We start from the raw sequence: 21693 nt of genomic DNA on the forward strand, positions 1-21693 counted from the left end.
CCCGGGCCCCACGGGCGGAAGCGCTCGGTGCGGGGCGCGCGGCGGCGTGCCGCCATCCCACCGGGGCGTTCCAGCCGCGGGGCGGGCTCCTCCGAGCTGCGCGGGGCAGCACGGCGGGGCGGGCCCCTCCGAGCTGCGCGGGGCAGCACTCACTTCTCTGGCGGCGGCAGCGCCCCGGCGCAGCCGCGGGGGCAAGCTTCCGGCCAGCCCGGCTCCCGTCGTTCCGGGGCGCCCCGTGCGCGGTACCGTGATGAACGCGCGTACCTGTCGCGCGTGCGCTCGTCCACGGTGCGCCTCCGTCTCGGCCACGCAAGGGTCAGCCATGTATCCGACGCTCGCCTCCCTGGTCCAGCACCCGGCACTCAAGCTCGGCGTAGTCGCGGGCGAGGAGGGCCTCGATGCGGAGGTGCGCTGGGCGCACGCCAGCGAACTGGACGACCCGGCCCCGTTCCTCGACGGTGGTGAGCTGCTGCTCACCACCGCGCTGAAGCTGGACGTCGACGATCCCGTCGCCATGGACGCCTACGTCGCGCGGTTGCGCGGCGCCGGCGTCGTGGGCCTCGGGTTCGGTGTCGGGGTGCACCACCCCGAGATCCCCCCGGCCCTGCTCGCGGCGTGCGCACGGACCGGGCTCCCACTGCTGGAGGTGGAGCGGCGGATCCCGTTCATCGCGATCGCCAAGGCGGTCTCCGCGGCCATCGCCACCGAGGAGTACAAGGCAGTAGCGGCGGGGTTCGCCGCGCAGCGCGAGCTCACGCGGGCAGCCCTCGGCCCGGCAGGCACCCACGGTCTCCTGGAGCGGCTGGCGGGGCAGGTCGACGGCTGGGCGGCGCTGTACGACCTCTCCGGAGGTGTCACCCACGCGGTCCCCGCCTGGGCGGAACGCCGCGCCGCCTCCCTGGCCGAGGACGTCCGCAGGCTGCGGGACCGCCCCGGGCCCGCCACCGTCGTGGTCGGCTGTACGCCCGACGGCACCGGGGACGGCTCGGCCGACGACCGGGTCGAACTGCAGTCGGTCGGTACGGGGTCGGTCCCGCGGGCCGTTCTGGCCATCGGTACGGCGTCCCCGCCCGACACCGTCGCCCGCTACGCGGTGCAGTCGGCCGTCACGGTCCTCACGCTGCTGACCGAGCGCTCCAAGGCGTTCGAGGCGGCCGAACGCCGCCTCGGGGCCGCGGTGCTGCACCTGCTGCTGAGCGGGGAGCCCGAGCACGCTCGGGCGGTCGGGGGACAGGTGTACGGTGCGCTGCTCGACGCACCACTGCGTGTACTGGTCGCCGAGACGGGCGACCGCTACGGTGCGGCGTTCGCCACGGCGGCCGAGGCAGCCGCGGCCCGCGCCGCGGAACCACTGCTCCTGGTGCCCGACGGGGGTCAGACCGTTCTGCTCGTCGCCGAAGGCGGGGGCGTCCTCGATGCCGCGCAGAGCTATGCGCGGCGGGCGGGCGCACAGCCGGGCGACGAGGTGGCCGTGGTGATCGGCGCGTCCGGGCCGGCGGGCCCCACCTCGGTGGACACCGCCTACCAGCAGGCGCGGCAGGCGCTGCTCGTGGCCCGTCGGCGAGGCAGGTCGTACGTGGAGCACGACGACGTTGCCGCCGGATCGGTACTGCCGCTGCTCGCCGACGACGCGGTGCGGGCATTCGCCGACGGCATGCTGCGCCCGCTCCGTGAGCACGACGCGCACGGACGGGGCGACCTGGTCGCCTCGCTCCGGGCGTGGCTGTCGCGCCACGGGCAGTGGGACGCAGCCGCCGCCGACCTCGGTGTGCACCGTCACACGCTGCGCTACCGCATGCGGCGGGTCGAGGAGATCCTGGAGCGCTCACTCGACGACCCCGATGCCCGTATGGAGCTCTGGCTGGCCCTCAAGGCGACGGGCCCCGCCGCGCGTCACCCCTGAGCCGCCCCGCCCCCGCAGCGGGGCGGACGGGGCAGGCCGACAGGGTCGCGGCGTCGCGGACCCGGGCGGTCGGCCCCGTGCGCCGCCGACGCCGCGCCGGGGTGCGCGCGGGGCCCGCGACAGCGGCTCGTCCGCTCCCACCGTGCACCGAAGCGGCGCGACACGCCGCACCACTGTGCCGTCCCGGACAAGAGCGTCCAGGGGGCCGCGCCCCTACCGTGGGCAGGGAGCAGCTCCGCAGCATTCAGACTCTCGGAAGGGCCGGTCCACGCGATGACCTCAGCGAACACCCCGCACGCGTTCTGGCTCGCCGGTCGTGAGGCGACCGGTGACCGGACACTCGACGTCACCTCCCCCTGGGACGGCCGCACCGTCGCGCAGGTCAGCGTGCCCGCCGCCGCCCAGACCGAAGAGGCGGTCGCAGCCGCGGCCGCCGTGGCCGCGGAGTTCGCGGCGACCCCGGCCCATGTGCGGGCCGCGGCACTCGACCACGTCGGAGCACGGCTCGCCGAGCGGGCCGAGGAGATCGCCCGACTCATCTCCGCCGAGAACGGCAAGCCGTTGAAGTGGGCGCGGGGTGAGGTGGGCCGTTGCCGCTCCGTCTTCCGCTGGGCTGCGGACGAGGCGCGGCGGTTCAACAGCGGCACCGCGCAGCGTCTCGACACCGACGCCGGTGGCGAGGGGCGCCTGGCGCTGACCCGCCGCGTGCCGCGCGGCCCCGTGCTCGGCATCGCCCCGTTCAACTTCCCGCTCAACCTCTGCGCCCACAAGGTGGCGCCCGCGATCGCCGTCGGGGCACCGATCGTCCTGAAGCCCGCCCCGGCGACCCCGCTCTCCGCGTTGTTCCTGGGGGAACTGCTCGCCGAGACGGACCTGCCCGCCGGCTCGTGGAGCGTCCTCACCGTCCCGAACGACGAGATGCCCGGCCTCGTCCAGGACGAGCGTCTGCCGATCATCTCGTTCACGGGGTCCGCCCCCGTCGGCTGGTCGATCCTGGACAGCGTCCCGCGCAAGCGCGTCACGCTGGAACTCGGCGGTAACGGGGCGGCGCTGGTGCTCGGCGACTACTCCTCCGACGCAGACCTCGACCACGCCGCCCAGCGCATCGCGACGTTCTCCAACTACCAGGGCGGACAGTCCTGCATCTCCGTGCAGCGCGCCGTCGTCGACGCCTCCGTCTACGACCGCTTCCTGCCGCGCCTGATCGAGGCGGTGAACGCCCAGGTGACCGGCGACCCCAGCGATCCGGCGACGGACGTGGGCCCGCTGGTGAGCGAGGACGCCGCCCGGCGCGTCGAGTCGTGGGTCGACGAGGCCGCTGCCGCGGGTGCGAAGATCCTCGCCGGCGGGACGCGGGACGGCGCCAGCTACGCGCCCACTGTGCTGGAGAACGTGCCGCCGGACACGCGGCTCGGCTGCGAGGAGGTCTTCGGTCCGGTCATGTCGGTGATCCGGGCCGAGGACGAGCAGCACGCCTACCGCATCGCCAACGACTCGGTGTACGGACTGCAGGCGGGGGTGTTCACGCGCGACGTGCAGGCCGCCTTCCGCGCCCACCGGGCGCTGGAGGTGGGCGGTGTGATCATCGGGGACGTGCCCTCCTACCGGGCCGACCAGATGCCCTACGGCGGCGTCAAGCAGTCGGGCGTCGGCCGCGAGGGTGTCCAGTTCGCGATGGAGGACTACACCTACGAGCGCGTCATGGTGCTCACCGGCCTGGAGCTGTAGCCGAACGCCGCAGCGGCGCGCCCCTGCGCCGCCGCTGCGGCGCCGCTGCGCCTCCCGGACCGAGCTGGTCCGGGGCGGTGGGAACGGCGGGGACCGGGACCCGCGGTACGCAGGCGCGCCGCGGGCCCGGGAGCTTCACCGTGGGGCCCGGCCGTGGGGCCGCGGGCAGAACGGCCCCCGCGCCCGGACACAATGGGGGCATGACAGCATCGCCCGCGCCCGTCGCGGATCCGCACCTGCGTTTCGCCCCGCCCGACGAGGGGCCCCGAGAGATCGTGATCCTCGGCTCCACCGGTTCCATCGGCACCCAGGCCGTCGATGTCGTGCTGCGCAACCCGGACCGGTTCCGGGTGACCGCGCTGTCGGCTGCCGGCGGGCGCGTCGGCCTGCTCGCGGAACAGGCCCACCTGCTGGGCGTGGCCGCAGTCGGTGTCGCCGACCCCGCGAGGACGGAGGAGCTGCGGGCAGCGCTGCGCGAGCGCTACGGGGCGGCCTCGGCCCTCCCCGAGATCGTGGCGGGCCCTGATGCGGCGACCCAGCTCGCGGGGATGCCGTGCCACACGGTGCTCAACGGCATCACCGGTTCGATCGGACTCGCGCCCACGATCGCCGCGCTCTCGGCGGGCAGTGTGCTCGCGCTGGCCAACAAGGAGTCGCTCATCGTGGGCGGACCCCTGGTGACGGCGCTGGCCGCCCCCGGGCAGATCGTGCCGGTCGACTCCGAGCACTCGGCGCTTTTCCAGGCGCTGCTCGGCGGGGTGCGCCGCGAGGTGTCGCGGCTGGTGGTCACCGCCAGCGGGGGGCCCTTCCGGGGGCGGACCCGCGCGCAGCTGGCGGAGGTCACGCCCGAGGAGGCGCTGGCCCACCCGACGTGGAGCATGGGGCCGGTGATCACCATCAACTCCGCGACCCTCGTCAACAAGGGGCTGGAGGTGATCGAGGCCCACCTGCTGTACGCGATTCCCTTCGACCGCATCGAGGTCGTGGTACACCCGCAGTCGTATGTGCATTCGATGGTCGAGTTCACCGACGGGTCGACCCTCGCGCAGGCCGGGCCGCCCGACATGCGGGGCCCGATCGCCCTCGGTATCGGCTGGCCCGACCGGGTGCCCGGTGCCGCGCCGCCGTGCGACTGGACCCGCGCGCACAGCTGGGAGTTCTTCCCCCTGGACACCGAAGCGTTCCCGGCGGTGCCCCTCGCCTGCCATGTGGGTAGTCTCGGCGGCGTCGCCCCCGCCGTCTACAACGCGGCAAACGAGGAGTGCGTCGCGGCCTTCCTCGCCGGCAGGCTGCCGTTCACCGGCATCGTCGACACCGTCGCGCGCGTCGTGGAGGAACAGGGGAGCGACGCAGCCGGAACTTCGCTGACCGTCCCGGACGTACTGGAGGCGGAGACCCGCGCACGGCACCGTGCGCGGGAGCTGACCGGCACCGCCGGCACAGCGGGTGCCGTCGGCGGCGGCGCGTCGGGCGTCGTGCGCAAGGGCTAGAGGGAGACCCGTGACCACCTTGATGTTCATCCTCGGGATCGTCATCTTCGTTCTCGGGCTGCTCTTCTCGATCGCCTGGCACGAGTTGGGCCATCTCAGCACCGCGAAGATGTTCGGCATCCGCGTACCGCAGTACATGGTCGGGTTCGGACCGACGCTGTGGTCACGCCGGACGGGCGAGACCGAGTACGGGATCAAGGCGATCCCCTTGGGCGGGTACATCCGCATGATCGGGATGTTCCCCCCGGGGGACGACGGGCGGGTGCGGCAGCGCTCCACCTCGCCGTTCCGCGGCATGATCGAGGACGCTCGCGCCGCGGCCTACGAGGAACTGCAGCCCGGCGACGAGAAGCGGCTGTTCTACACGCGCAAGCCGTGGAAGCGCATCATCGTGATGTTCGCCGGGCCCGCGATGAACCTCATTCTCGCCGTGGTGATCTTCCTCGGCGTGCTGATGGCCTTCGGTATCCCCACCTCGACCACGACGGTGGCCACCGTGCAGGAGTGCGTGGTCGCCCAGAGCGAGGAGCGCGACGAGTGCCGCGCCGGCGACCCCGAGGCCCCGGCCAACGCCGCCGGCATGCTTCCCGGCGACACCGTGCTCGAGTTCAACGGCGAGCCGGTGACCGATTGGGCGACGCTGCAGCAGGACATCCGGGCCACCGTCGGCCCCGCGGAGATCACCGTGGAGCGTGACGGGGCCCCGTTGGAGCTCCGGGTCGACCTCATCGAGAACCAGGTCGCCAAGCTCGACGGGAACGGGGAGTGGATCGAGGGGGAGTACATCACCACGGGCTTCCTGGGCATCTCGCCGGCCTCGGGCATCGTCAAGCAGGAGTTCCCCGAAGCCGTGGAGCGCATGGGCGACATCATGGTGACCGGATTCCATGCACTGCTGGCCGTCCCGTCGAAGGTGCCGGGGCTCTGGGACGCGGCATGGGGCGTGGGCGAGCGCGACCAGGACTCGCCGATGGGGGTCGTCGGCGCCGCGCGGGTCGGCGGCGAGATCTTCACGCTCGACATCCCCGCCAGTCAGCAGGTGGCGACGGCGCTCTTCCTCGTCGCGGGTTTCAACCTCTCACTCTTCCTGTTCAACATGCTGCCGCTGCTGCCGCTGGACGGTGGCCACATCGCGGGCGCGGCCTGGGAGTCCGCGCGTCGCAAGGGCGCCAAGCTGCTGCGCAGGCCCGATCCCGGCCCGTTCGACGTGGCGCGGATGATGCCGGTCGCCTACGTCGTCGCGGCGGTGTTCATCTGTTTCACACTCCTGGTACTCGCCGCGGATATCGTCACACCGGTCCGATTGGCGGGCTAGTGCCGTCCGTGCCGTAGTCTCGTTGTCCGGAGCCCGGCCGACCCGGGGACCTAAGAGCCATACCGTGGGGTTGCACAGACCGATGACTGCTATTTCGCTCGGAATGCCGTCCGTACCGCTGAAGCTCGCCGAGCGCAGGGTCAGCCGTAAGCTGCAGGTCGGCACCGTGGCCGTCGGCGGTGACGCCCCGGTCTCCGTCCAGTCGATGACGACGACCCGCACCTCGGACATCGGTGCGACGCTGCAGCAGATCGCCGAACTGACGGCGTCCGGCTGCCAGATCGTGCGGGTCGCGTGCCCGACGCAGGACGACGCCGACGCGCTGCCGGTCATCGCGCGCAAGTCGCAGATTCCGGTCATCGCCGACATCCACTTCCAGCCGAAGTACGTCTTCGCCGCCATCGACGCCGGGTGCGCCGCGGTCCGGGTCAACCCCGGCAACATCAAGCAGTTCGACGACCGGGTCAAGGACATCGCCAAGGCGGCGTCCGACGCGGGCACCCCGATCCGTATCGGCGTCAACGCCGGCTCGCTGGACCGCCGGCTGCTCGCCAAGTACGGCCGGGCGACGCCCGAGGCGCTCGTCGAGTCCGCGCTCTGGGAGTGCTCCCTCTTCGAGGAGCACGGCTTCCGCGACATCAAGATCTCCGTGAAGCACAACGACCCCGTCGTCATGGTCAACGCCTACCGCCAGCTGGCCGCGCAGTGCGACTACCCGCTGCACCTCGGCGTCACCGAGGCCGGCCCGGCGTTCCAGGGCACGATCAAGTCGGCGGTGGCGTTCGGCGCTCTCCTCTCCGAGGGCATCGGCGACACCATCCGCGTCTCGCTCTCCGCGCCGCCTGCCGAGGAGATCAAGGTCGGCAACCAGATCCTGGAGTCCCTGGGGCTGCGGGAACGCGGCCTGGAGATCGTCTCCTGCCCCTCGTGCGGCCGTGCGCAGGTCGATGTCTACAAGCTGGCCGAGGAGGTCACCGCGGGGCTGACCGGCATGGACGTCCCGCTGCGGGTCGCGGTGATGGGCTGCGTGGTGAACGGGCCCGGCGAGGCGCGCGAGGCCGACCTGGGTGTCGCCTCCGGCAACGGGAAGGGCCAGATCTTCGTGAAGGGCGAGGTCATCAAGACCGTGCCCGAGTCCAAGATCGTGGAGACCCTGATCGAGGAGGCGATGAAGATCGCCGAGCAGATGGAGAAGGACGGGGTCGCCTCGGGCGAGCCCCAGATCGCCGTCGCCGGCTGAACCGGCGGGTGGTCAGCCGTGCTCCCGCGCCGGGCGGCGGGGCGGAGAAGTTCGTGTGCGCTGACGCCGTGAGGCAGTGAGACGTTCTGTGGGGCGCGTTCCGGACGGAGCGCGCCCCACAGGTGCGAGGGGGCGCCGTGACCCGCGCTCCGCGGCGTCCGGACGGGCGCACGGCCCCCTCGACGCGCCCCTTCGGGTGACGGCGGAGACCGCCGCGGGCCTCGGTCCACGCCCGAAGGCCGAGGTGTCTCGCCCCCCCCGGGCGTGGGGACCCGGATACGAGGAGTGGCCGGACGCCGACCTCGGCGGCCCCGACCCGGGTACAGTGCCGTGCACGGCTCCGTGCTGCAGCCCCACCCCACCCTCGACCGGCAAGGCATCGACCCCGTGTTGACGACACCCGCCGTCCGCCTCCTGGACGCCCGCGAGCTCTCCGCCGTCCTCGAGCTCCTGGCGCGCGACCCCGTGGCGAACGCGTTCGTCACCGCCCGTGTCCTGGACTCCCGGCTCGATCCGAGGCGACTCGGCGGGGAGATGTGGGGTTGGTACCACCGGGGGGAGCTGGCGGCGCTCTGCTTCGCGGGCGCCAACCTCGTCCCCGTGGGCGCCGGCCCCGCCGCGCTGCGCGCCTTCGCCGAGCGCGCGCTGGCGCAGGGGAGACGGTGCTCCTCGATCGTGGGGCCCGCCGAGCAGGTCGGCGGGCTGTGGGAGCACCTGGAGCGCTCCTGGGGCCCGCCGCGCCTGGTGCGCCGCACCCAGCCCCTCATGGTCGTCGACTCCCCGCCTCCCGGTGTCGCCGCGGACCCGCGGGTGCGCCGGGTACGGCGCAGCGAGATGGACCTGGTGATGCCGGCCTGTGTCGCGATGTTCACCGAGGAGGTCGGTGTCTCGCCGCTCTCAGCCGTGGACGGCGGACTCGCCTATCAGTCGCGGGTGGCCGAGACGGTGGGGGAGGGGCGCTGCTTCGCGCGGGTGGAGGACGGCCGGGTGGTGTTCAAGGCCGAGATCGGCGCCGTCACCCCGTCGGCCTGCCAGCTCCAGGGCGTGTGGACCGCTCCGGACCGTCGGGGCCGGGGCCTCGCGACCGCAGGGCTGGCCCAGGTGATCCGCCACGCGCTGGACGAGGCGGCACCGCTGGTCAGCCTGTATGTGAACGACTTCAACGAGCCTGCCCTCGCCACCTACCGTCGCCTCGGGTTCCGCGAGGTGGGAGCACTCCGCAGCATCATGTTCTGACCCGGGCTCCATGACGTCGGCCGCCGCCCCGTGTGCGTGCCGCGCCGCCTGCCCTCGTGCTCCCTGCGGCCGCAGGACGAGGCCCCGTGGCCGGCGTCCGTGGTCGTTCTCCCGCCCCGCCCCGCCCCGTCCCGCCCCGTCCCGTCCCGTCGTCCCGTTGTCCCGTGTCCTCCGGGCCCCGTGCGGCGCCGCACGGGGCCCGGAGGACACGGCGGCGGCCCCGCCCGTTGCCCACAGCGGCATGCCGCCCAACGGCGACGGCCCCCGTCGACACCGAACGGTGTCGACGGGGGCCGCGTGCGTGACGGGCGGCGCGTCAGGCGGCGCCGTGCACCACGTCCCGCTCCTGCGCGAAGTGGCAGGCGCTCGCGTGACGCGAGTTCTCCCGCACCTGGAGCAGCGGAGTCTCCTCGGCGCAGACGTCCTCCGCCTTCCAGCAGCGGGTGCGAAAGCGGCAACCCGAGGGCGGGTTCGCCGGGGACGGCACGTCGCCCTCCAGCACGATCTCGTCCCGCATGCCCCGGAGCTTGGGGTCCGGAACGGGCACCGCGGAGAGCAGCGCCTGGGTGTACGGGTGCGTCGGCGCCTCGTAGATCTCCTCGGCGTTGCCGTACTCCACCATGCGTCCGAGGTACATGACCCCGAGCTTGTCCGCGATGTGCCGGACGACGGAGAGGTCGTGCGCGATGAACAGGTACGACAGGCCCAGTTCGTCCTGGAGCTTCTCCAGGAGGTTGATGACCTGCGCCTGGATCGAGACGTCCAGGGCCGAGACCGGCTCGTCGCAGAGCAGCACCTCGGGCTCGAGCGCAAGCGCCCGGGCGATGCCGATCCGCTGCCGCTGTCCGCCCGAGAACTGGTGCGGGTAGCGGTTGATGTGGTCCGGGTTGAGCCCCACGAGCTCCAGGAGCTCCTGCACACGCTGGCGGCGTCCCTGGCGGGGCACGACGTCGGTGTGGATCTCGAAGGGCTCGCCGATCAGGTCGCCCACCGTCATGCGCGGGTTGAGCGAGGTGTACGGGTCCTGGAAGACCATCTGGATGTTGCGGCGCGCGGCCAGCAGGTCGCCACCCCGCAGCTCCGTCAGGTCCTGGCCGCGCACCTTGATGCTGCCGGACGTCGGCCGCTCCAGCCCGATGAGGAGCTTGGCCAGGGTCGACTTGCCGCAACCGGACTCGCCGACGATGCCGAGCGTCTCGCCGCGGCGGAGGTCGAGGCTGATGCCGTCGACCGCCTGGACCGCGCCGACCTTGCGGCGCAGCACGATCCCCTGGGTGATGGGGAAGTGCTTGACGAGGTCGCGCACCTCCAGCACGTTCTCGGCCTTGTCGAGCACCGGCGCCGCCGGCTGCTCGGCGCGGGGCGTCTCCGTGACCGACGCGGACGCGGACGCGGACTCCGAAGCGGACTCCGACTCCACCGCCGGCGCGCCCGCGTCGCCGCTCGCAGCGCCGTTCCCCGACGTCGCGTCCTCGGTGGCCCCCGTCTCCGGGGCGGTGGCCGCGGCGCCCCCGGCCGGGGAGTCCCCGGTGCCGTCGGCTGCTACCGCCGCGTCGGCGGGCGGGTTCTCCTCGCTCGGCGTGTCCTTCGCCGTCTTCTTGCTCATGCGGGGTGCACCTCGTCCCAGTAGTGGCAGCGGCTGATCCGATCGGCGGCCACGTCGAACGCCGGGGGCGCCTCCTGGCCGCACTTCTCGCGCGCCATGTAGCAGCGCGGTGCGAACGAGCAGCCGGGCGGCATGGCGGTCAGCGTGGGCGGCAACCCCTTGATGACGCTGAGTTCCTGACCCCGCAGGTCGACACGCGGGATCGATTCCAGCAGCGACTTCGTGTACGGGTGCGCCGGGGACTCGTAGATCTCCGACACCGGCGCCTGCTCCACGACGCGGCCGGCGTACATCACGGAGATGTCGTCGGCGACGTCGGCGACCACGCCCATGTCGTGCGTGATCAGCAGCAGCCCCATGGAGCGCTCCGCCTGGAGTTCGGCGAGCAGCTTCATGATCTGCGCCTGCACCGTCACGTCGAGCGCCGTCGTGGGCTCGTCCGCGATCAGGATCTCCGGGTCCAGCGCCAGCGCCATGGCGATCATCACACGCTGGCGCATGCCGCCGGAGAACTGGTGCGGATAGTCGTCCACGCGCTGCGCCGCGCCGGGGATCCGGACGAGGTCCAGCAGCTCGATGGCCTTCTTGCGCGCGTCCTTGCGGGACATGCCGCGGTGGATCCGGAACATCTCGCCCAGCTGGAACCCGACGGTGAAGACGGGGTTCAGCGCCGAGAGCGCGTCCTGGAAGATCATCGCGACCGTGGAGCCCCGCATGAGGCGCCGCTGCTCACGGTTGAGCTTCAGCATGTCCACGCCGCGGTGGCGGACCGAGCCGCCGGTGACGTAGCCGGGAGGGCTGTCCAGGATGCCCATGATGGCCTGGGCGGTGACGCTCTTGCCGGAGCCGGACTCACCGAGGATCGCCCGGGTGCGTCCGGCCTCCAGCGTGAACGTCACGCCGTTGACGGCCTTCGCGACACCGTCGCGCGTGCGGAACTCGACCTGGAGGTTCTCGACCTCCAGCAGCGGCGCGGAACTGTCCGCCTCGGGGCGGCCGCCTGTCGAGGGCGCCGTCTGCTTCTTCATTCTGCTGACGATCGACATGGGCACCTCAGCGGAGTTTCGGGTCGAGTGCGTCACGCAGGGCGTCGCCCATCAGGATGAACCCGAGGACCGTGGTGACGAGGAACATGCAGGGCACCAGCAGCAGGTGCGGGTAGCCGCTCAGGACGTGCGACTGGCCCTGGACGATCATGACGCCCCAGGAGACGGTCGGGGCCCGCAGACCGACGCCGAGGAAGGTCAGCGTCGCCTCCAGCGAGACGAACAGGCCGAGCGCGATCGTCAGGACCACGATGCCGGGCGCCATGGCGTTCGGCAGGATGTGCCGGAAGATGATGCGCCGGTCGGACGCGCCGAGTGAACGGGCCGCGGCCACGTAGTCCATGTTCTTGGTGGTCATCACGGTTCCCCGGATGACACGGGTGAGCGTGATCCACGCCAGCGCGATGAGGACGAAGACGATCGCCCACACCGACCGCGACTGCATCAGGGCGAGCAGCACGACCGCACCCAGCAGGAACGGGAGGCCGGCGACCACGTCGACGAGCCGCGAGATGACCGTGTCGATCAGGCCGCCGTAGAAGCCGGAGAGCACGCCGAACAGCGTTCCGATGATCGCGATGCCGATGGTCGCGAAGACCGCGACCTGGATCGACGGACCCGCGCCGTAGATCGCCTGCGCGTAGTAGTCGCAACCGAGGTTGGAGAAGCCGAAGGGGGCGTCCCAGCTGGGCTTCTGCCGCGCTCGTGCGAGGTCGCAGTCGCGGGGGTCGCCGCTGGTCCACAGCGACGGGAACAGCACCATCGAGACGACCGCGAGCACGATCAGCGACGCGATGATGAAGACCGGGTCCCGGCGCAGGTCACGCCAAGCGTCGGACCACAGGCTGCGGGCCCGCTCCGACGAGGCCTTGGGAACCGCGCCGAAGGCCGGGTCCGAGGTCTGTGTGGCGGTGCCGCCACCGGGGGATGACTCACTCATAGCGGATCCTCGGGTCGAGCACGGCGTAGAGCAGGTCCACGAGCAGGTTGACAACGAGATAGATCAGCACGAAGAAGGTGACCAGGGAGACGATCACCGGGGACTCGCCGACCCGGATGGCGTTGATCAACTGGAAGCCCACGCCGGGGATGTTGAAGATGGCCTCGGTCACGACGGCGCCGCTCAGCAGCACGCCCACGGAGAGGCCGAGGTCGGTGACGACCGGGATGAGGGAGTTGCGCAGGGCGTGCACGCCGATGACGCGCCGCCGCGGCATGCCCTTGGCCGTCGCCGTGCGCACGTAGTCCGCGTGCAGGTTCTCGATCAGGCTGGTGCGGGTGAGGCGGGCCGTGGTGGCCAGACCGAGCGCGCCCAGCACCATGCCGGGTACCAGCAGACTCAGCCAGGGTGAGTTCGCCTGGTAACTGATGCTGAACACCGTGCCGAGCCAGTCGGGCGCCCAGGCGGCGTCACGCAGCGCGTTGGTCATCGGCACGTTCACGGTGGTCTGGATGACCTTGCCGAGGACGAAGACCGGGAAGGCGATGATGACGACGGTGGAGATCTTGACCGCGTAGTCGATGACGCCCTTGTTGCGCAGACCCGCGAAGACACCGGCGGTGATGCCGATGAGGATCTGCACGACCAGGGCGATGATCGCGAGTCGTGCCGAGAGCGGGAGGCTGTCCGCGATGATCTCGGTCACCGGGCGGCCGCGGAAGTTCGTTCCGAGGTCGCCCTGCGCCAGGCTGGTCACGCGGTTGACGAACTGCCCGAAACAGGGGTTTCCCACTTGTTCGAGGCAGGGGTCGTCCAGGTTGTACAGCTTCTGGACGGCCGCCAGCATGGCCTCGGAAGGTCGACGGTCGCCGAACATGGCGCGCGCCGGGTTTCCGTTGAGCTGGACGGCGAGGGACGAAAGGTAGTGCAGGAGAAAAAGCGCGCCGGCGAGCGTGGGTATGAATTGCAGCAGCCGACGGATGATATAGCGGCCCATCGGGACTCCTCGGATTACACCGTCTCAGGGAAAGTTCCTGACAGGCGGGAGCCGACGGCCGGAGAAGGCCGTCGGCTGCCGCCCGCAGAGAGTGTTACGACTTCACCTGAATGTCAGTCCAGGACGGGTTGGTCTCGTAGATGTTGTAGATGACGTTCTCGACCGTGTCGTTGTACGCGGCGGAGCTGCGACCGTAGAACAGCGGGATGGAGGGGACTTCCTCCATCAGGATCTGCTCGGCCTCGGCGTACAGGTCCTGCGCCTCCTCGAGCGTCGAGGCGGCGTCACCCTCACGCACCAGGCGGTCGAAGTCTTCGTTGGTCCAGCCGGTGTCGGCCGAGCTGCCGTTCGTGGTGTAGAGCGGCTTGAGGTAGTACTCCTGCGAGGGGTAGCTCATGATCCACGCCGAGCGGTACGGACCCTCCATCTCCTCGTCGTCGCGGGCGTTCAGGTGGTCGGCCCACTCCAGCTCGTTGCGGAGCTCGAACTCGACGCCGAGGGTGTTCTGGATCTCGATGCCGACGGCCTCGACCCACTCGTCGTGGCCGGCGCCCGGGTGGAAGTGCAGCTGCAGCTTCTTGTCAGCCGGCCAGTCGACCTCGTCCCACAGCTCGTTGGCGCGGTCCGGGTCGTACTCGCAGTACTCGCAGACGCCCTCCTGGTAGCCGGGGATGACCGGAGCGATGAAGCTGTCGGCCGGCTCGAACGCACCGAGGAGCACGTTGTCGATGATCTTCTGACGGTCGATCGCCATCGACAGCGCCTGGCGGACCTTGGGGTCGGCGAAGGTCTCGTCGTACAGCGGGTACGCCAGGTTGGTGATCTGCGAGGTGGGAACCTCGATGAAGCGGTCGGGGAACTGGTTGCGCGCCTCGTCCCGCAGCTCCGGCGGGGTGGTGCGCAGCACGTCCAGGTTGCCGGCCTGCAGGTCGTTGTAGGCGGTCTGCTGGTCGGCGTAGATGTTGAACGTCAGCGTGTCGATGTTCGCGGAGTTCTCGCCGGTGTAGTCCTCCCAGCGCTCCAGCGGGATCTCGACGTCGTGCTGCCACGGGCCGGCCATCTTGAAGGGGCCGTTGCCGATCGGCTCGGTGTTGCACGCCTCGACGTCGTCCAGGCAGGCCTGGGCCATCGGCATGAACGCGTTGTGGCCGAGCGCGACCTCGAAGGTCGTGAAGGGGCTGTCCAGCGTCACCGTGAAGGTGAGGTCGCCGGTCTTCTCCAGGCCGGAGAGCTCGGTGACTTCGGAGCCCTCTTCCTGCATCTCGTCGTAGCCCTCGATGACATCGAAGAAGAACGAGCCGCGCTGGGCGTTGTCGCCGTAGGCGCCGTAGTTCCAGGCACGCAGGAACGCGTCGGCGTCCACCGGCTCGCCGTTGTGGAACTCCAGGCCCTCACGGATGGTGATGTCCCAGGTCTGGTTGTCCTCGGTCTCGATGGACTCGGCGACGAGGTGGACCACCTCCCCGCTGTCGATGTCGAAGTCGACGAGGCCGGCGTAGACGGTCGACACCACGGTGCCGCCCTCGGACTCGACGGTGTCCGTGGGGATCAGGGTCTGAGGGCTGTTCAGGTTGGCGCGGACCTCGCCGCCGGTGTACTCGCCCTCGGCGGCGTTGCCGCCGTTGCTCCCGCCGTTGCCGCCGTCACCGTCACCGTCGCTGCTCCCGCAGGCGGCAGCGGTGAGGATGACGGCACCCGCGAGCGCGGCCGCGCGGGTGATCGTCCTCGGTCGTCTCATCAAAAGCTCCTTGGTGATGCGCCGGCTTCGTGTCGGCACTACAAGAGCTAACTCTGATGCCATGCATACCGATTAGAGGAACCCCGTGCTGGGCAGAGTTATGGGTTCGAGACAGCTCCGATGCTTCCTGATGACCTCTTAGCGGCGCCCTCCGTCCGGAATCCGGAAACAAGTCCCGCTGCGCACCATGAGTCACACGGGAAACATCCGCCCCTCCGGCATCCGGGCCCACCTGGGTAACGTGCGGCATGCCGGGAGTTCACGCAACCGGGGTGCGCCCGCGTCCGGCCGAGGGGTCGCTCTTGCTCGCGTGTGAAATGGTCCGTCCCGACGGCGAGACCCGCGTTCAGCGGACGGTGGTGGGGGCGCAGACGTGCGAGGTCGGGTCGCCGCAGGAGGACTCGGAGAGGCGGCGCGCGCCCGTCGGTCGTCGGGTACCACCCACCCGCGGGCCGACGACGGGGCCACGGGGCTCCGCGAGCCCGCTTGCGTCCCCGCCCCGGCCCTGCGCGAGGAGTGTCCCCGTGGCGGCTCCGACAGCCCCGGCAGGGCCGCACGGCAGCGTCGGCGGCGATACGGGGAGTTCCGCACGGGGCCGGGACTTCGCGCCCCGTGCGGGCTACTCTCCGATCATGAACGCAGTCGCCGTCGGCCCGCTCGACCTCACCGCGTGCGTCGACGACGCACTCGACGTCCAGGCGCGTGCCTTCGGGCTGTCCGTCGAGGAGCAGCGGGTGCGGCGGGGCATCGTGCTCCGCCATCTCGCCGTCCCCGGAGCCCTGTCCTTCGGGGCCACCGCCGACGACGGCCGACTCGTCGGCTTCGTCTACGGGGTGCCGTGCGACCGCAACCAGTGGTGGTCCACCGTGGTGGAGCCGTACCTGATGCGCAACGAGCACGACGACTGGTTGGACGACGCCTTCACCATCACCGAACTCCACGTCCTGCCGAGCCATCAGCGGCTGGGCCTGGGAAGAGCGCTCATCACCGGCCTCACCGATCTCGTGGACAACCCCCGCACGCTGCTCTCCGCCATCGACACCGAGAGCCCCGCGCGCTCGCTCTACCGGTCACTCGGGTACCGGGACCTGGCACGGCGGGTCCGCTTCCCCTCCGCCGCGCGCCCCTACGCCGTCATGGGAGCGCCGCTGCCGTTGCTCCGGTTGCCGCAGGCCTCCGGGGCCACCGGGAACTGAGGCATCGTCGGCCCCCCAACGGGGCGCCGGTTCCGCGCCTGCGGTGACGCGCCGGCGCCGGCCGCCGCCCCGCGCTGCCGGTGTGCGCGACGGCCGCCGATGCGAGCGGTGCGATGCCCCACGCCGGCACCGGCCCGCAGCACCCGTCACAGCCAGGTGGTGAACTCCAGCAGTGCCTCGGCGTCGCGCCGGCGCCCCTCCCGCACGCTGCGCGCGGCGGACTCCACCGCGCGGAAGGAGGCCCACGCGCGAAGCCGGTCCGCGTCGACCTCCGTCGCGTCCGCCAGCGAACGGACCCGGCGGCGGGTGACCGCGGCTGACCCGGAAGAGGCCACCAGGTCGTGCAGGCGGTCCCGCACCGCGCGCGCCAGATCGTAGGCACGCTCGCCCACCAGCGGGTGCGGGCCGACAGCCAGCCACGGGGCCCGGTCGGACGCCGAGGCGAGCACCGCGCCCTGGCGCAGGTCGCCGTGGAGGACCCGGGGCCCGTCGGCGGCCTCCGCCAGCAGCCCCTGCCGTGCTGCCAGCGCCTCGTCGACCGCCCCGGCCAGCTCCGGCTCCTCGGCGACGGTCGACCGCATCCGAGCGGCCTGTGAGGCGGTCACCCCGGCCACATCCGGGAGCGCGTGCCTCGACGGCGGCTCCTGCCAGAGACGGTGCGCCACGGAGAGCGTCTCCAGCACCGCTCTGGCCTCCGGGAGCGAACGGAGCGACACCTCGGGACGGGCGCGTTCCAGCAGCAGCGCCCCCAGGGCGCCGTCGTGCCGCACCAGGCGGACCGCCCCGTGCCCCTGCCAGAGACCGAGCACCTCGGCCTCGCGCTCCGCCGCGTCGCCCGGTGCGACCAGCTTGAGGGTGAGCGGTGCGCCGGTGGTGGTGCGGACCAGCAGCACCAGGGAGCAGCGACCGCCCGGCGTGACCACCCGCTCCGGGGTCAGCCCCCACGCCGCCGCCAGCTGCGCCACCCGGCCGGGCAGCAGCTCCAGCCATGGCGGCGCGAAACGTTTCTGCGCTTCGTGGAGTCGGTCGGGGATCCGGAGGTCGAAGCCGTCGCCGGTCATCCGCGCGCGCCGCTCGCCGAGTGCTCCGCCAACCCCGGCAGCGCCCGACCGCTCCCGCGCCACCACGCCGCGCGGAGGGCCGACCGGCGCAGCGCCCGCGCCGCTCCCAGCCGGGACTCCCCGTCGCTGGCACGCACCAGGTCCGCGTACGCGCCGGCCAGCCGCTCCTCCAACTCCGCCGCCAGGTCCCTGGCCGTGGCGACATCGCCGACGGGGAACGGCAGCGAGTAGCCGGCCGAGGCGGCGACCGGCGCCCCACCGAGCTCCCGGACGGCCTGCCGCAGTTCGTCGCGCTGTCCCCGGTGCGCCTCGAGGAGGCCGCGGACCTGAGGGCGGACCTCCTGGCCCGCCCAGGCGCCGACGACTCCGTAGCCGTAGACCGTGGCGTGCTCCGCGGCGAGCGCTGCCTGGGCCGCGAGCAACCCCACGTCCGTGCCCGTACCAGCAGCGGGCCACAGCCCCGTCATGTCGTGTCCTCCGTCGTCGGGGCCTCCGGCAGGAGACCGGGTTCGTCCTCGGGCAGCGTCCCGTCGAGCAGGTAGCACTGCGTGGCGCCTGCCGCGGCGAGGGACGCCAGCAGCCGGGCCAGTTCGGGTGGGGCGTCCGCCAGTGCGAGGAGCCGCCGCTCGGCCAGCTCGCCCTCCGAGCGGGACAGTCCGGCGACCGCCGCCTCCGGATCCGCGGGGACTCCGTCGGACGGCGAGGGGGCGCCGGGGCGCGCGTCCCCCCCGCCCCCGGGGCGGGCCGAGGCGGTGGCCGCGCCCGCCGCGGCCGTGATCGCGGCGAGATGCTCCTCGACCGTGCCGCGCAGCGGCAGCAGCCGCTCGCCGAGCTCGGGATGCGCGGCGACGGTCGCGTCGTAGCGCGCCAGCAGCAGCCGGCTGTCCGCCTCCGTCTCCTCCCGCAGGCGCCGCGCGCCCGCGGAGCGCTCGGCTCGCTCGGCCGCCTGGCGCGGCCCGGTGGCGGAACAACCGGTCAGGGCGGCGGCGAGGAGGACCCCGCCGCCAGCCAGCAGGGTGCGTCTGGACAGCTCACAGGGCACGGTGCGCGCCACTCCCCGTCGTTTCGTTCGGGCTGGGTGAGTCCATGGGTGCGTCGGTGGGCGGGCGCCGACCGGAGTGGTCCGGTGGCCGCCGGACGCGGACGCGGTGAGCCTACCGGGGCGGGCACGGGGCCCCCGTCGGCCCCCGCCGTGCGGGCAGGGGCTCCCGGTGGCTGCCGCCCGGTCGGCCTACGCCCGCCGTGGCGGGCGGACAGGACACGCGAGGCGTTAGGGTGGAGCACTGTGGGTGGGCGCTGTCGTTGACGCGGCGCCACCGGAGCCGGAGGTCGCCAGGACCCGGCCGCCGGTCACCGCGCCGCACCGCCTCCGCGGTCCGGCATCGGGTCTCCCACCGAACGCCACAACAGCAGACGCGGCCGAGGAGTCACCCGGATGAGCACCACCCAGATCGACAGGCTGCGGGAGATGCTGGAGCCCTTGGCTGCACAGCACGGCGTCGGCCTCGAGGACCTCAGCGTCACCCAGGCGGGCAAGCGCCGGGTGCTGCAGCTGGTGGTGGACACGCTCGAGGGCGACGCGGGCGTTTCGCTCGACCAGTGCGCCGATCTGAGCAGGTCGGTCTCCGAGCGGCTGGACGCCGACGACCCGCTGGGTGCCGACGCCTACGTGCTCGAGGTCACCTCACCGGGAGCCGACCGGCCCTTCACGGAGCTGCGCCACTACCTCCGCGCCCGCGGCCGACTCGCCCGCCTGCGGTTGCAGCAGGGCGAGGAGCTGACCGTCCGGATCCTGGCGGTCGACGACACCGGCATCGACGCCGAGGTGCCGGGGGAGAAGGGCCGCAAGGCCAAGCCCCGCCGGGTGGAGTTCGAGGAGATCGACTCCGCGCGCGGCGAGGTCGAGTTCAACCGCAAGGCCGATCGTGACGACGACACCGAGGGCTCCGGTTCCGCCGGCCGCTCCGGCGAGGAGGCGTGAGCATGGACATCGACATGAGCGCCCTGCGCGGACTGGTGCGGGAGAAGGAGATCTCCTTCGACATCCTGGTCGAGGCCATCGAGTCGGCCCTGTTGATCGCGTACCACCGGACCGAGGGCAGCCGCCGGGTCGCCCGGGTGGACCTCGACCGCAGGACCGGCCACGTGACGGTGTGGGCCAAGGAGGACCCGGCAGACCTGCCGGAGCCGGCCGAGGGCGAGGAGCCGCCGGAGCCGCGCGAGTTCGACGACACCCCTGACGGCTTCGGCCGGATCGCGGCCACCACGGCCAAGCAGGTCATCCTGCAGCGGCTCCGGGACGCCGAGGAGGACGTCACCTTCGGCGAGTACGCCGGCCGCGAGGGCGACATCGTCGCCGGCGTGGTGCAGCAGGGCAAGGACCCGAAGAACGTCCTGGTCGACATCGGACGGCTCGAGGCGATCCTCCCCCCGCAGGAGCAGGTCCCCGGCGAGCCCTACACCCACGGCACCCGGCTGCGCAGCTACGTCGTGCGGGTGGTCAAGGGCATGCGCGGCCCGTCGGTCACTCTCTCCCGTACCCACCCCAACCTGGTCAAGCGGCTCTTCGAGCTGGAGGTCCCGGAGATCGCGGACGGTTCCGTGGAGATCGCCGCGATCGCTCGCGAGGCAGGCCACCGCACCAAGATCGCGGTGCGCTCCACCCGCGCCGGGCTCAACGCCAAGGGGGCCTGCATCGGTCCCATGGGCGGACGGGTCCGCAACGTCATGGCGGAGCTGAACGGCGAGAAGATCGACATCGTGGACTGGTCCGACGACCCGGCCCAGCTCGTCGCGCACGCGCTGTCCCCCGCCCGGGTCAGCCGCGTGGAGGTCGTCGACGAGTACGCCCGCTCGGCCCGGGTCACCGTGCCCGACTACCAGCTCTCCCTGGCGATCGGCAAGGAGGGGCAGAACGCCCGTCTCGCCGCGCGGCTGACCGGGTGGCGCATCGACATCAGGCCCGATACGGAGCCCGGTGACGAGACCGAGGGCCCCAGGGGCTCCTGAGCCCTGTCTCCGGGGCGTGCCGCCCGGCCCACGGCGCCCGGCGCGGTGTCCCGCCGCAGTCGAAGCATCGCGTGCACGGCGGGTGCGAGCGGCGCTCCGCCGTGCGTCGCGCCGCATTGGTCGGGCGGTGCACCGTGCGTGCGCCGTGCACCGGGCGCGACCGAGACCGCGCGTGAGCTCGGCGTACCTCGCGAGGGTGCCCCGTCCCCCGGCTGGGCTCCCGGGGCCGCGTTGCGGCTCCCGCCTGCCCGTGGCCCGAGGCCGGCTGCGGGCACGCCCCGCCTGCCCGCCCGGTGGCGCTTCCTCACGGGTGCCCCGGCGGGGCGCCCGCGGCGGTCCATGAGCCCGTGTCCCCTTCCCGTCGCCGCTGCCGGTGACCCGGGAGGGGCGCGGCGCACACAAGGAGGTAGAATCGAAGATGTCTGGCCGGACGTCCCCCCGGGCCTGCCCGGAACGTACGTGCGTGGGCTGTCGGCGACGTTCGGCCCAGAACGATCTGCTGCGTGTGGCGCTGGTCGGGAACTCCTGTGTTCCCGATCTTCGCGGTACGCTGCCTGGCCGGGGTGCGTACGTGCATCCCGTGTCCGCCTGCCTCGAGTCGGCATTGCGTCGTCGGGCGTTCCCGCGGGCCTTCCGGGCCACGGGCGCGTTGGACACCGCGCCACTGGAGCGACAGGTCGGAGCCTCCGGGCCGTGAGCGCGCGTCGCGCGGTCGGATCGGTCCATGTCGGTGACGTCGTGCGGAGCCTCCGCACGACGCAGGTACCTCGCGAGTTGGAAGTAGGTCGAGATTGCGATGAGCACTCGATGAGTACGCGATGAGTACGCCCGTGAAGTAGCGACGGTCCGGCGGACGACCCACCCCGGACCGAAAAAGGAGCGAAGTGGCTAAGGTCCGGGTATACGAGCTCGCCAAGGAGCTTGGAGTCGAGAGCAAGGTCGTCATGGCCAAGCTCCAAGAACTTGGTGAATTCGTCCGTTCGGCGTCCTCGACGATCGAGGCGCCAGTAGTACGCAAACTGACAGACGCCTTCGACGGTGGCGGCAGCAACCGCCGTGCCGCGAAGCCCTCGGCGCCGCGCAAGGCCGCGCCCAAGCCGGGTGCCCCGCGCCCCGGCGCCCCGACCCCCGGCCCGCCGGCGCCGGCGCCCCGTCCGACGGACGGCCCGCGCCCCGACGGCCCGCGGC

Annotated in this window: 19 protein-coding genes; 11 read left to right on the top strand and 8 right to left on the bottom strand. The window is 72.3% G+C overall.

Annotated features, from left to right (window positions below):
• The first annotated feature begins 322 nt into the window (after window positions 1-322).
• The 6 genes from HCN52_RS10360 to HCN52_RS10385 all read left to right on the top strand — a co-directional run bounded on the left by HCN52_RS10360 (window position 323) and on the right by HCN52_RS10385 (window position 8912).
• On the top strand, window positions 323-1903 hold the full coding sequence (locus tag HCN52_RS10360; protein WP_168088113.1) for a PucR family transcriptional regulator: 1581 nt from the start codon (window positions 323-325) through the stop codon (window positions 1901-1903).
• 273 nt (window positions 1904-2176) lie between these two features.
• Window positions 2177-3631 (top strand): aldehyde dehydrogenase family protein, encoded by a 1455-nt coding sequence (locus tag HCN52_RS10365; protein WP_168088115.1) that lies wholly within the window; start codon window positions 2177-2179, stop codon window positions 3629-3631.
• Between the two features lie 200 nt (window positions 3632-3831).
• Window positions 3832-5121 carry a 1-deoxy-D-xylulose-5-phosphate reductoisomerase gene (gene dxr / locus HCN52_RS10370; RefSeq protein ID WP_168088116.1) on the top strand — a complete coding sequence of 430 codons (1290 nt, stop codon included), beginning with the start codon at window positions 3832-3834 and terminating at the stop codon, window positions 5119-5121.
• A 10-nt stretch (window positions 5122-5131) separates the two neighbouring features.
• Window positions 5132-6436 (top strand): M50 family metallopeptidase, encoded by a 1305-nt coding sequence (locus HCN52_RS10375; RefSeq protein ID WP_168088117.1) that lies wholly within the window; start codon window positions 5132-5134, stop codon window positions 6434-6436.
• Between the two features lie 82 nt (window positions 6437-6518).
• Entirely contained in the window at window positions 6519-7676 is a 1158-nt protein-coding gene (ispG, locus tag HCN52_RS10380) for a flavodoxin-dependent (E)-4-hydroxy-3-methylbut-2-enyl-diphosphate synthase (protein ID WP_167968600.1), read from the top strand.
• Between the two features lie 387 nt (window positions 7677-8063).
• Complete coding sequence (locus HCN52_RS10385; protein WP_168088129.1) at window positions 8064-8912, top strand: GNAT family N-acetyltransferase; 849 nt, start codon at window positions 8064-8066, stop codon at window positions 8910-8912.
• A gap of 316 nt (window positions 8913-9228) precedes the next feature.
• On the opposite strand, the gene HCN52_RS10390 is transcribed toward HCN52_RS10385, so the two are convergent.
• From HCN52_RS10390 to HCN52_RS10410, 5 genes are all read right to left on the bottom strand, one after another.
• Entirely contained in the window at window positions 9229-10518 is a 1290-nt protein-coding gene (locus HCN52_RS10390; protein ID WP_168088118.1) for an ABC transporter ATP-binding protein, read from the bottom strand.
• On the bottom strand, window positions 10515-11546 hold the full coding sequence (locus HCN52_RS10395; RefSeq protein WP_168088119.1) for an ABC transporter ATP-binding protein: 1032 nt from the start codon (window positions 11544-11546) through the stop codon (window positions 10515-10517). Before HCN52_RS10395 ends, HCN52_RS10390 begins: the two co-directional genes overlap by 4 nt.
• Before the next feature lie 25 nt (window positions 11547-11571).
• Window positions 11572-12504, bottom strand: coding sequence for an ABC transporter permease (locus HCN52_RS10400; RefSeq protein ID WP_168088120.1), 933 nt, complete (start codon window positions 12502-12504; stop codon window positions 11572-11574).
• Window positions 12497-13501, bottom strand: a complete 1005-nt coding sequence (locus HCN52_RS10405; RefSeq protein ID WP_168088121.1) for an ABC transporter permease — start codon at window positions 13499-13501, stop codon at window positions 12497-12499. The genes HCN52_RS10400 and HCN52_RS10405 overlap by 8 nt, the downstream gene beginning before the upstream one ends.
• 94 nt (window positions 13502-13595) lie before the next feature.
• Complete coding sequence (locus HCN52_RS10410) at window positions 13596-15239, bottom strand: peptide ABC transporter substrate-binding protein (protein WP_168088122.1); 1644 nt, start codon at window positions 15237-15239, stop codon at window positions 13596-13598.
• Between the two features lie 632 nt (window positions 15240-15871).
• Between HCN52_RS10410 and HCN52_RS10415 the strand changes: the two genes are divergently transcribed.
• Complete coding sequence (locus HCN52_RS10415) at window positions 15872-16435, top strand: GNAT family N-acetyltransferase (protein WP_168088123.1); 564 nt, start codon at window positions 15872-15874, stop codon at window positions 16433-16435.
• A 146-nt stretch (window positions 16436-16581) separates the two neighbouring features.
• On the opposite strand, the gene HCN52_RS10420 is transcribed toward HCN52_RS10415, so the two are convergent.
• From HCN52_RS10420 to HCN52_RS10430, 3 genes are read right to left on the bottom strand one after another with little or no spacing between them, the layout of a single operon-like run.
• Window positions 16582-17496: an aminoglycoside phosphotransferase family protein gene (locus HCN52_RS10420; RefSeq protein WP_168088124.1), complete on the bottom strand. Its 915-nt coding sequence runs from the start codon at window positions 17494-17496 to the stop codon at window positions 16582-16584.
• A complete protein-coding gene (locus tag HCN52_RS10425; protein WP_168088125.1) occupies window positions 17493-17963 on the bottom strand; it encodes a ferritin-like domain-containing protein in 471 nt (156 codons plus the stop codon). The genes HCN52_RS10420 and HCN52_RS10425 overlap by 4 nt, the downstream gene beginning before the upstream one ends.
• Complete coding sequence (locus HCN52_RS10430; RefSeq protein WP_312876635.1) at window positions 17960-18538, bottom strand: hypothetical protein; 579 nt, start codon at window positions 18536-18538, stop codon at window positions 17960-17962. The genes HCN52_RS10425 and HCN52_RS10430 overlap by 4 nt, the downstream gene beginning before the upstream one ends.
• A gap of 393 nt (window positions 18539-18931) precedes the next feature.
• Here HCN52_RS10430 and rimP point away from each other — a divergent pair, with 393 nt between their 5' ends.
• The 4 genes from rimP to HCN52_RS10450 all read left to right on the top strand — a co-directional run.
• A complete protein-coding gene (gene rimP / locus HCN52_RS10435; RefSeq protein ID WP_168088126.1) occupies window positions 18932-19477 on the top strand; it encodes a ribosome maturation factor RimP in 546 nt (181 codons plus the stop codon).
• Window positions 19478-19479: 2 nt separating this feature from the next.
• Entirely contained in the window at window positions 19480-20505 is a 1026-nt protein-coding gene (nusA, locus tag HCN52_RS10440) for a transcription termination factor NusA (RefSeq protein ID WP_168088127.1), read from the top strand.
• Between the two features lie 418 nt (window positions 20506-20923).
• The gene (locus HCN52_RS10445; RefSeq protein WP_168088128.1) at window positions 20924-21202 is read left to right on the top strand and encodes a YlxR family protein; all 279 of its coding nucleotides are present in this window, start codon (window positions 20924-20926) and stop codon (window positions 21200-21202) included.
• Between the two features lie 187 nt (window positions 21203-21389).
• Window positions 21390-21693: translation initiation factor IF-2 N-terminal domain-containing protein (locus HCN52_RS10450; protein ID WP_312876636.1), on the top strand; the 304-nt coding region annotated here is incomplete at its 3' end.

It is taken from the genome of Streptomyces bohaiensis, from assembly GCF_012033785.1.
In the GTDB taxonomy this organism is placed as follows: Bacteria; Actinomycetota; Actinomycetes; order Streptomycetales; family Streptomycetaceae; genus Streptomyces; species Streptomyces bohaiensis.

What these genes read in the sequence shown, in the direction of transcription:
- HCN52_RS10360 (WP_168088113.1), top strand. Translation starts at nt 323, where the DNA reads ATGTATCCGACGCTCGCCTCCCTGGTCCAGCACCCGGCACTCAAGCTC.
- HCN52_RS10365 (WP_168088115.1), top strand. Translation starts at nt 2,177, where the DNA reads ATGACCTCAGCGAACACCCCGCACGCGTTCTGGCTCGCCGGTCGTGAG.
- dxr (WP_168088116.1), top strand. Translation starts at nt 3,832, where the DNA reads ATGACAGCATCGCCCGCGCCCGTCGCGGATCCGCACCTGCGTTTCGCC.
- ispG (WP_167968600.1), top strand. Translation starts at nt 6,519, where the DNA reads ATGACTGCTATTTCGCTCGGAATGCCGTCCGTACCGCTGAAGCTCGCC.
- HCN52_RS10390 (WP_168088118.1), bottom strand. Translation starts at nt 10,518, where the DNA reads ATGAGCAAGAAGACGGCGAAGGACACGCCGAGCGAGGAGAACCCGCCC.
- HCN52_RS10395 (WP_168088119.1), bottom strand. Translation starts at nt 11,546, where the DNA reads ATGAAGAAGCAGACGGCGCCCTCGACAGGCGGCCGCCCCGAGGCGGAC.
- HCN52_RS10400 (WP_168088120.1), bottom strand. Translation starts at nt 12,504, where the DNA reads ATGAGTGAGTCATCCCCCGGTGGCGGCACCGCCACACAGACCTCGGAC.
- HCN52_RS10405 (WP_168088121.1), bottom strand. Translation starts at nt 13,501, where the DNA reads ATGGGCCGCTATATCATCCGTCGGCTGCTGCAATTCATACCCACGCTC.
- HCN52_RS10410 (WP_168088122.1), bottom strand. Translation starts at nt 15,239, where the DNA reads ATGAGACGACCGAGGACGATCACCCGCGCGGCCGCGCTCGCGGGTGCC.
- HCN52_RS10415 (WP_168088123.1), top strand. Translation starts at nt 15,872, where the DNA reads ATGAACGCAGTCGCCGTCGGCCCGCTCGACCTCACCGCGTGCGTCGAC.
- HCN52_RS10420 (WP_168088124.1), bottom strand. Translation starts at nt 17,496, where the DNA reads ATGACCGGCGACGGCTTCGACCTCCGGATCCCCGACCGACTCCACGAA.
- HCN52_RS10425 (WP_168088125.1), bottom strand. Translation starts at nt 17,963, where the DNA reads ATGACGGGGCTGTGGCCCGCTGCTGGTACGGGCACGGACGTGGGGTTG.
- rimP (WP_168088126.1), top strand. Translation starts at nt 18,932, where the DNA reads ATGAGCACCACCCAGATCGACAGGCTGCGGGAGATGCTGGAGCCCTTG.
- nusA (WP_168088127.1), top strand. Translation starts at nt 19,480, where the DNA reads ATGGACATCGACATGAGCGCCCTGCGCGGACTGGTGCGGGAGAAGGAG.
- HCN52_RS10445 (WP_168088128.1), top strand. Translation starts at nt 20,924, where the DNA reads ATGTCTGGCCGGACGTCCCCCCGGGCCTGCCCGGAACGTACGTGCGTG.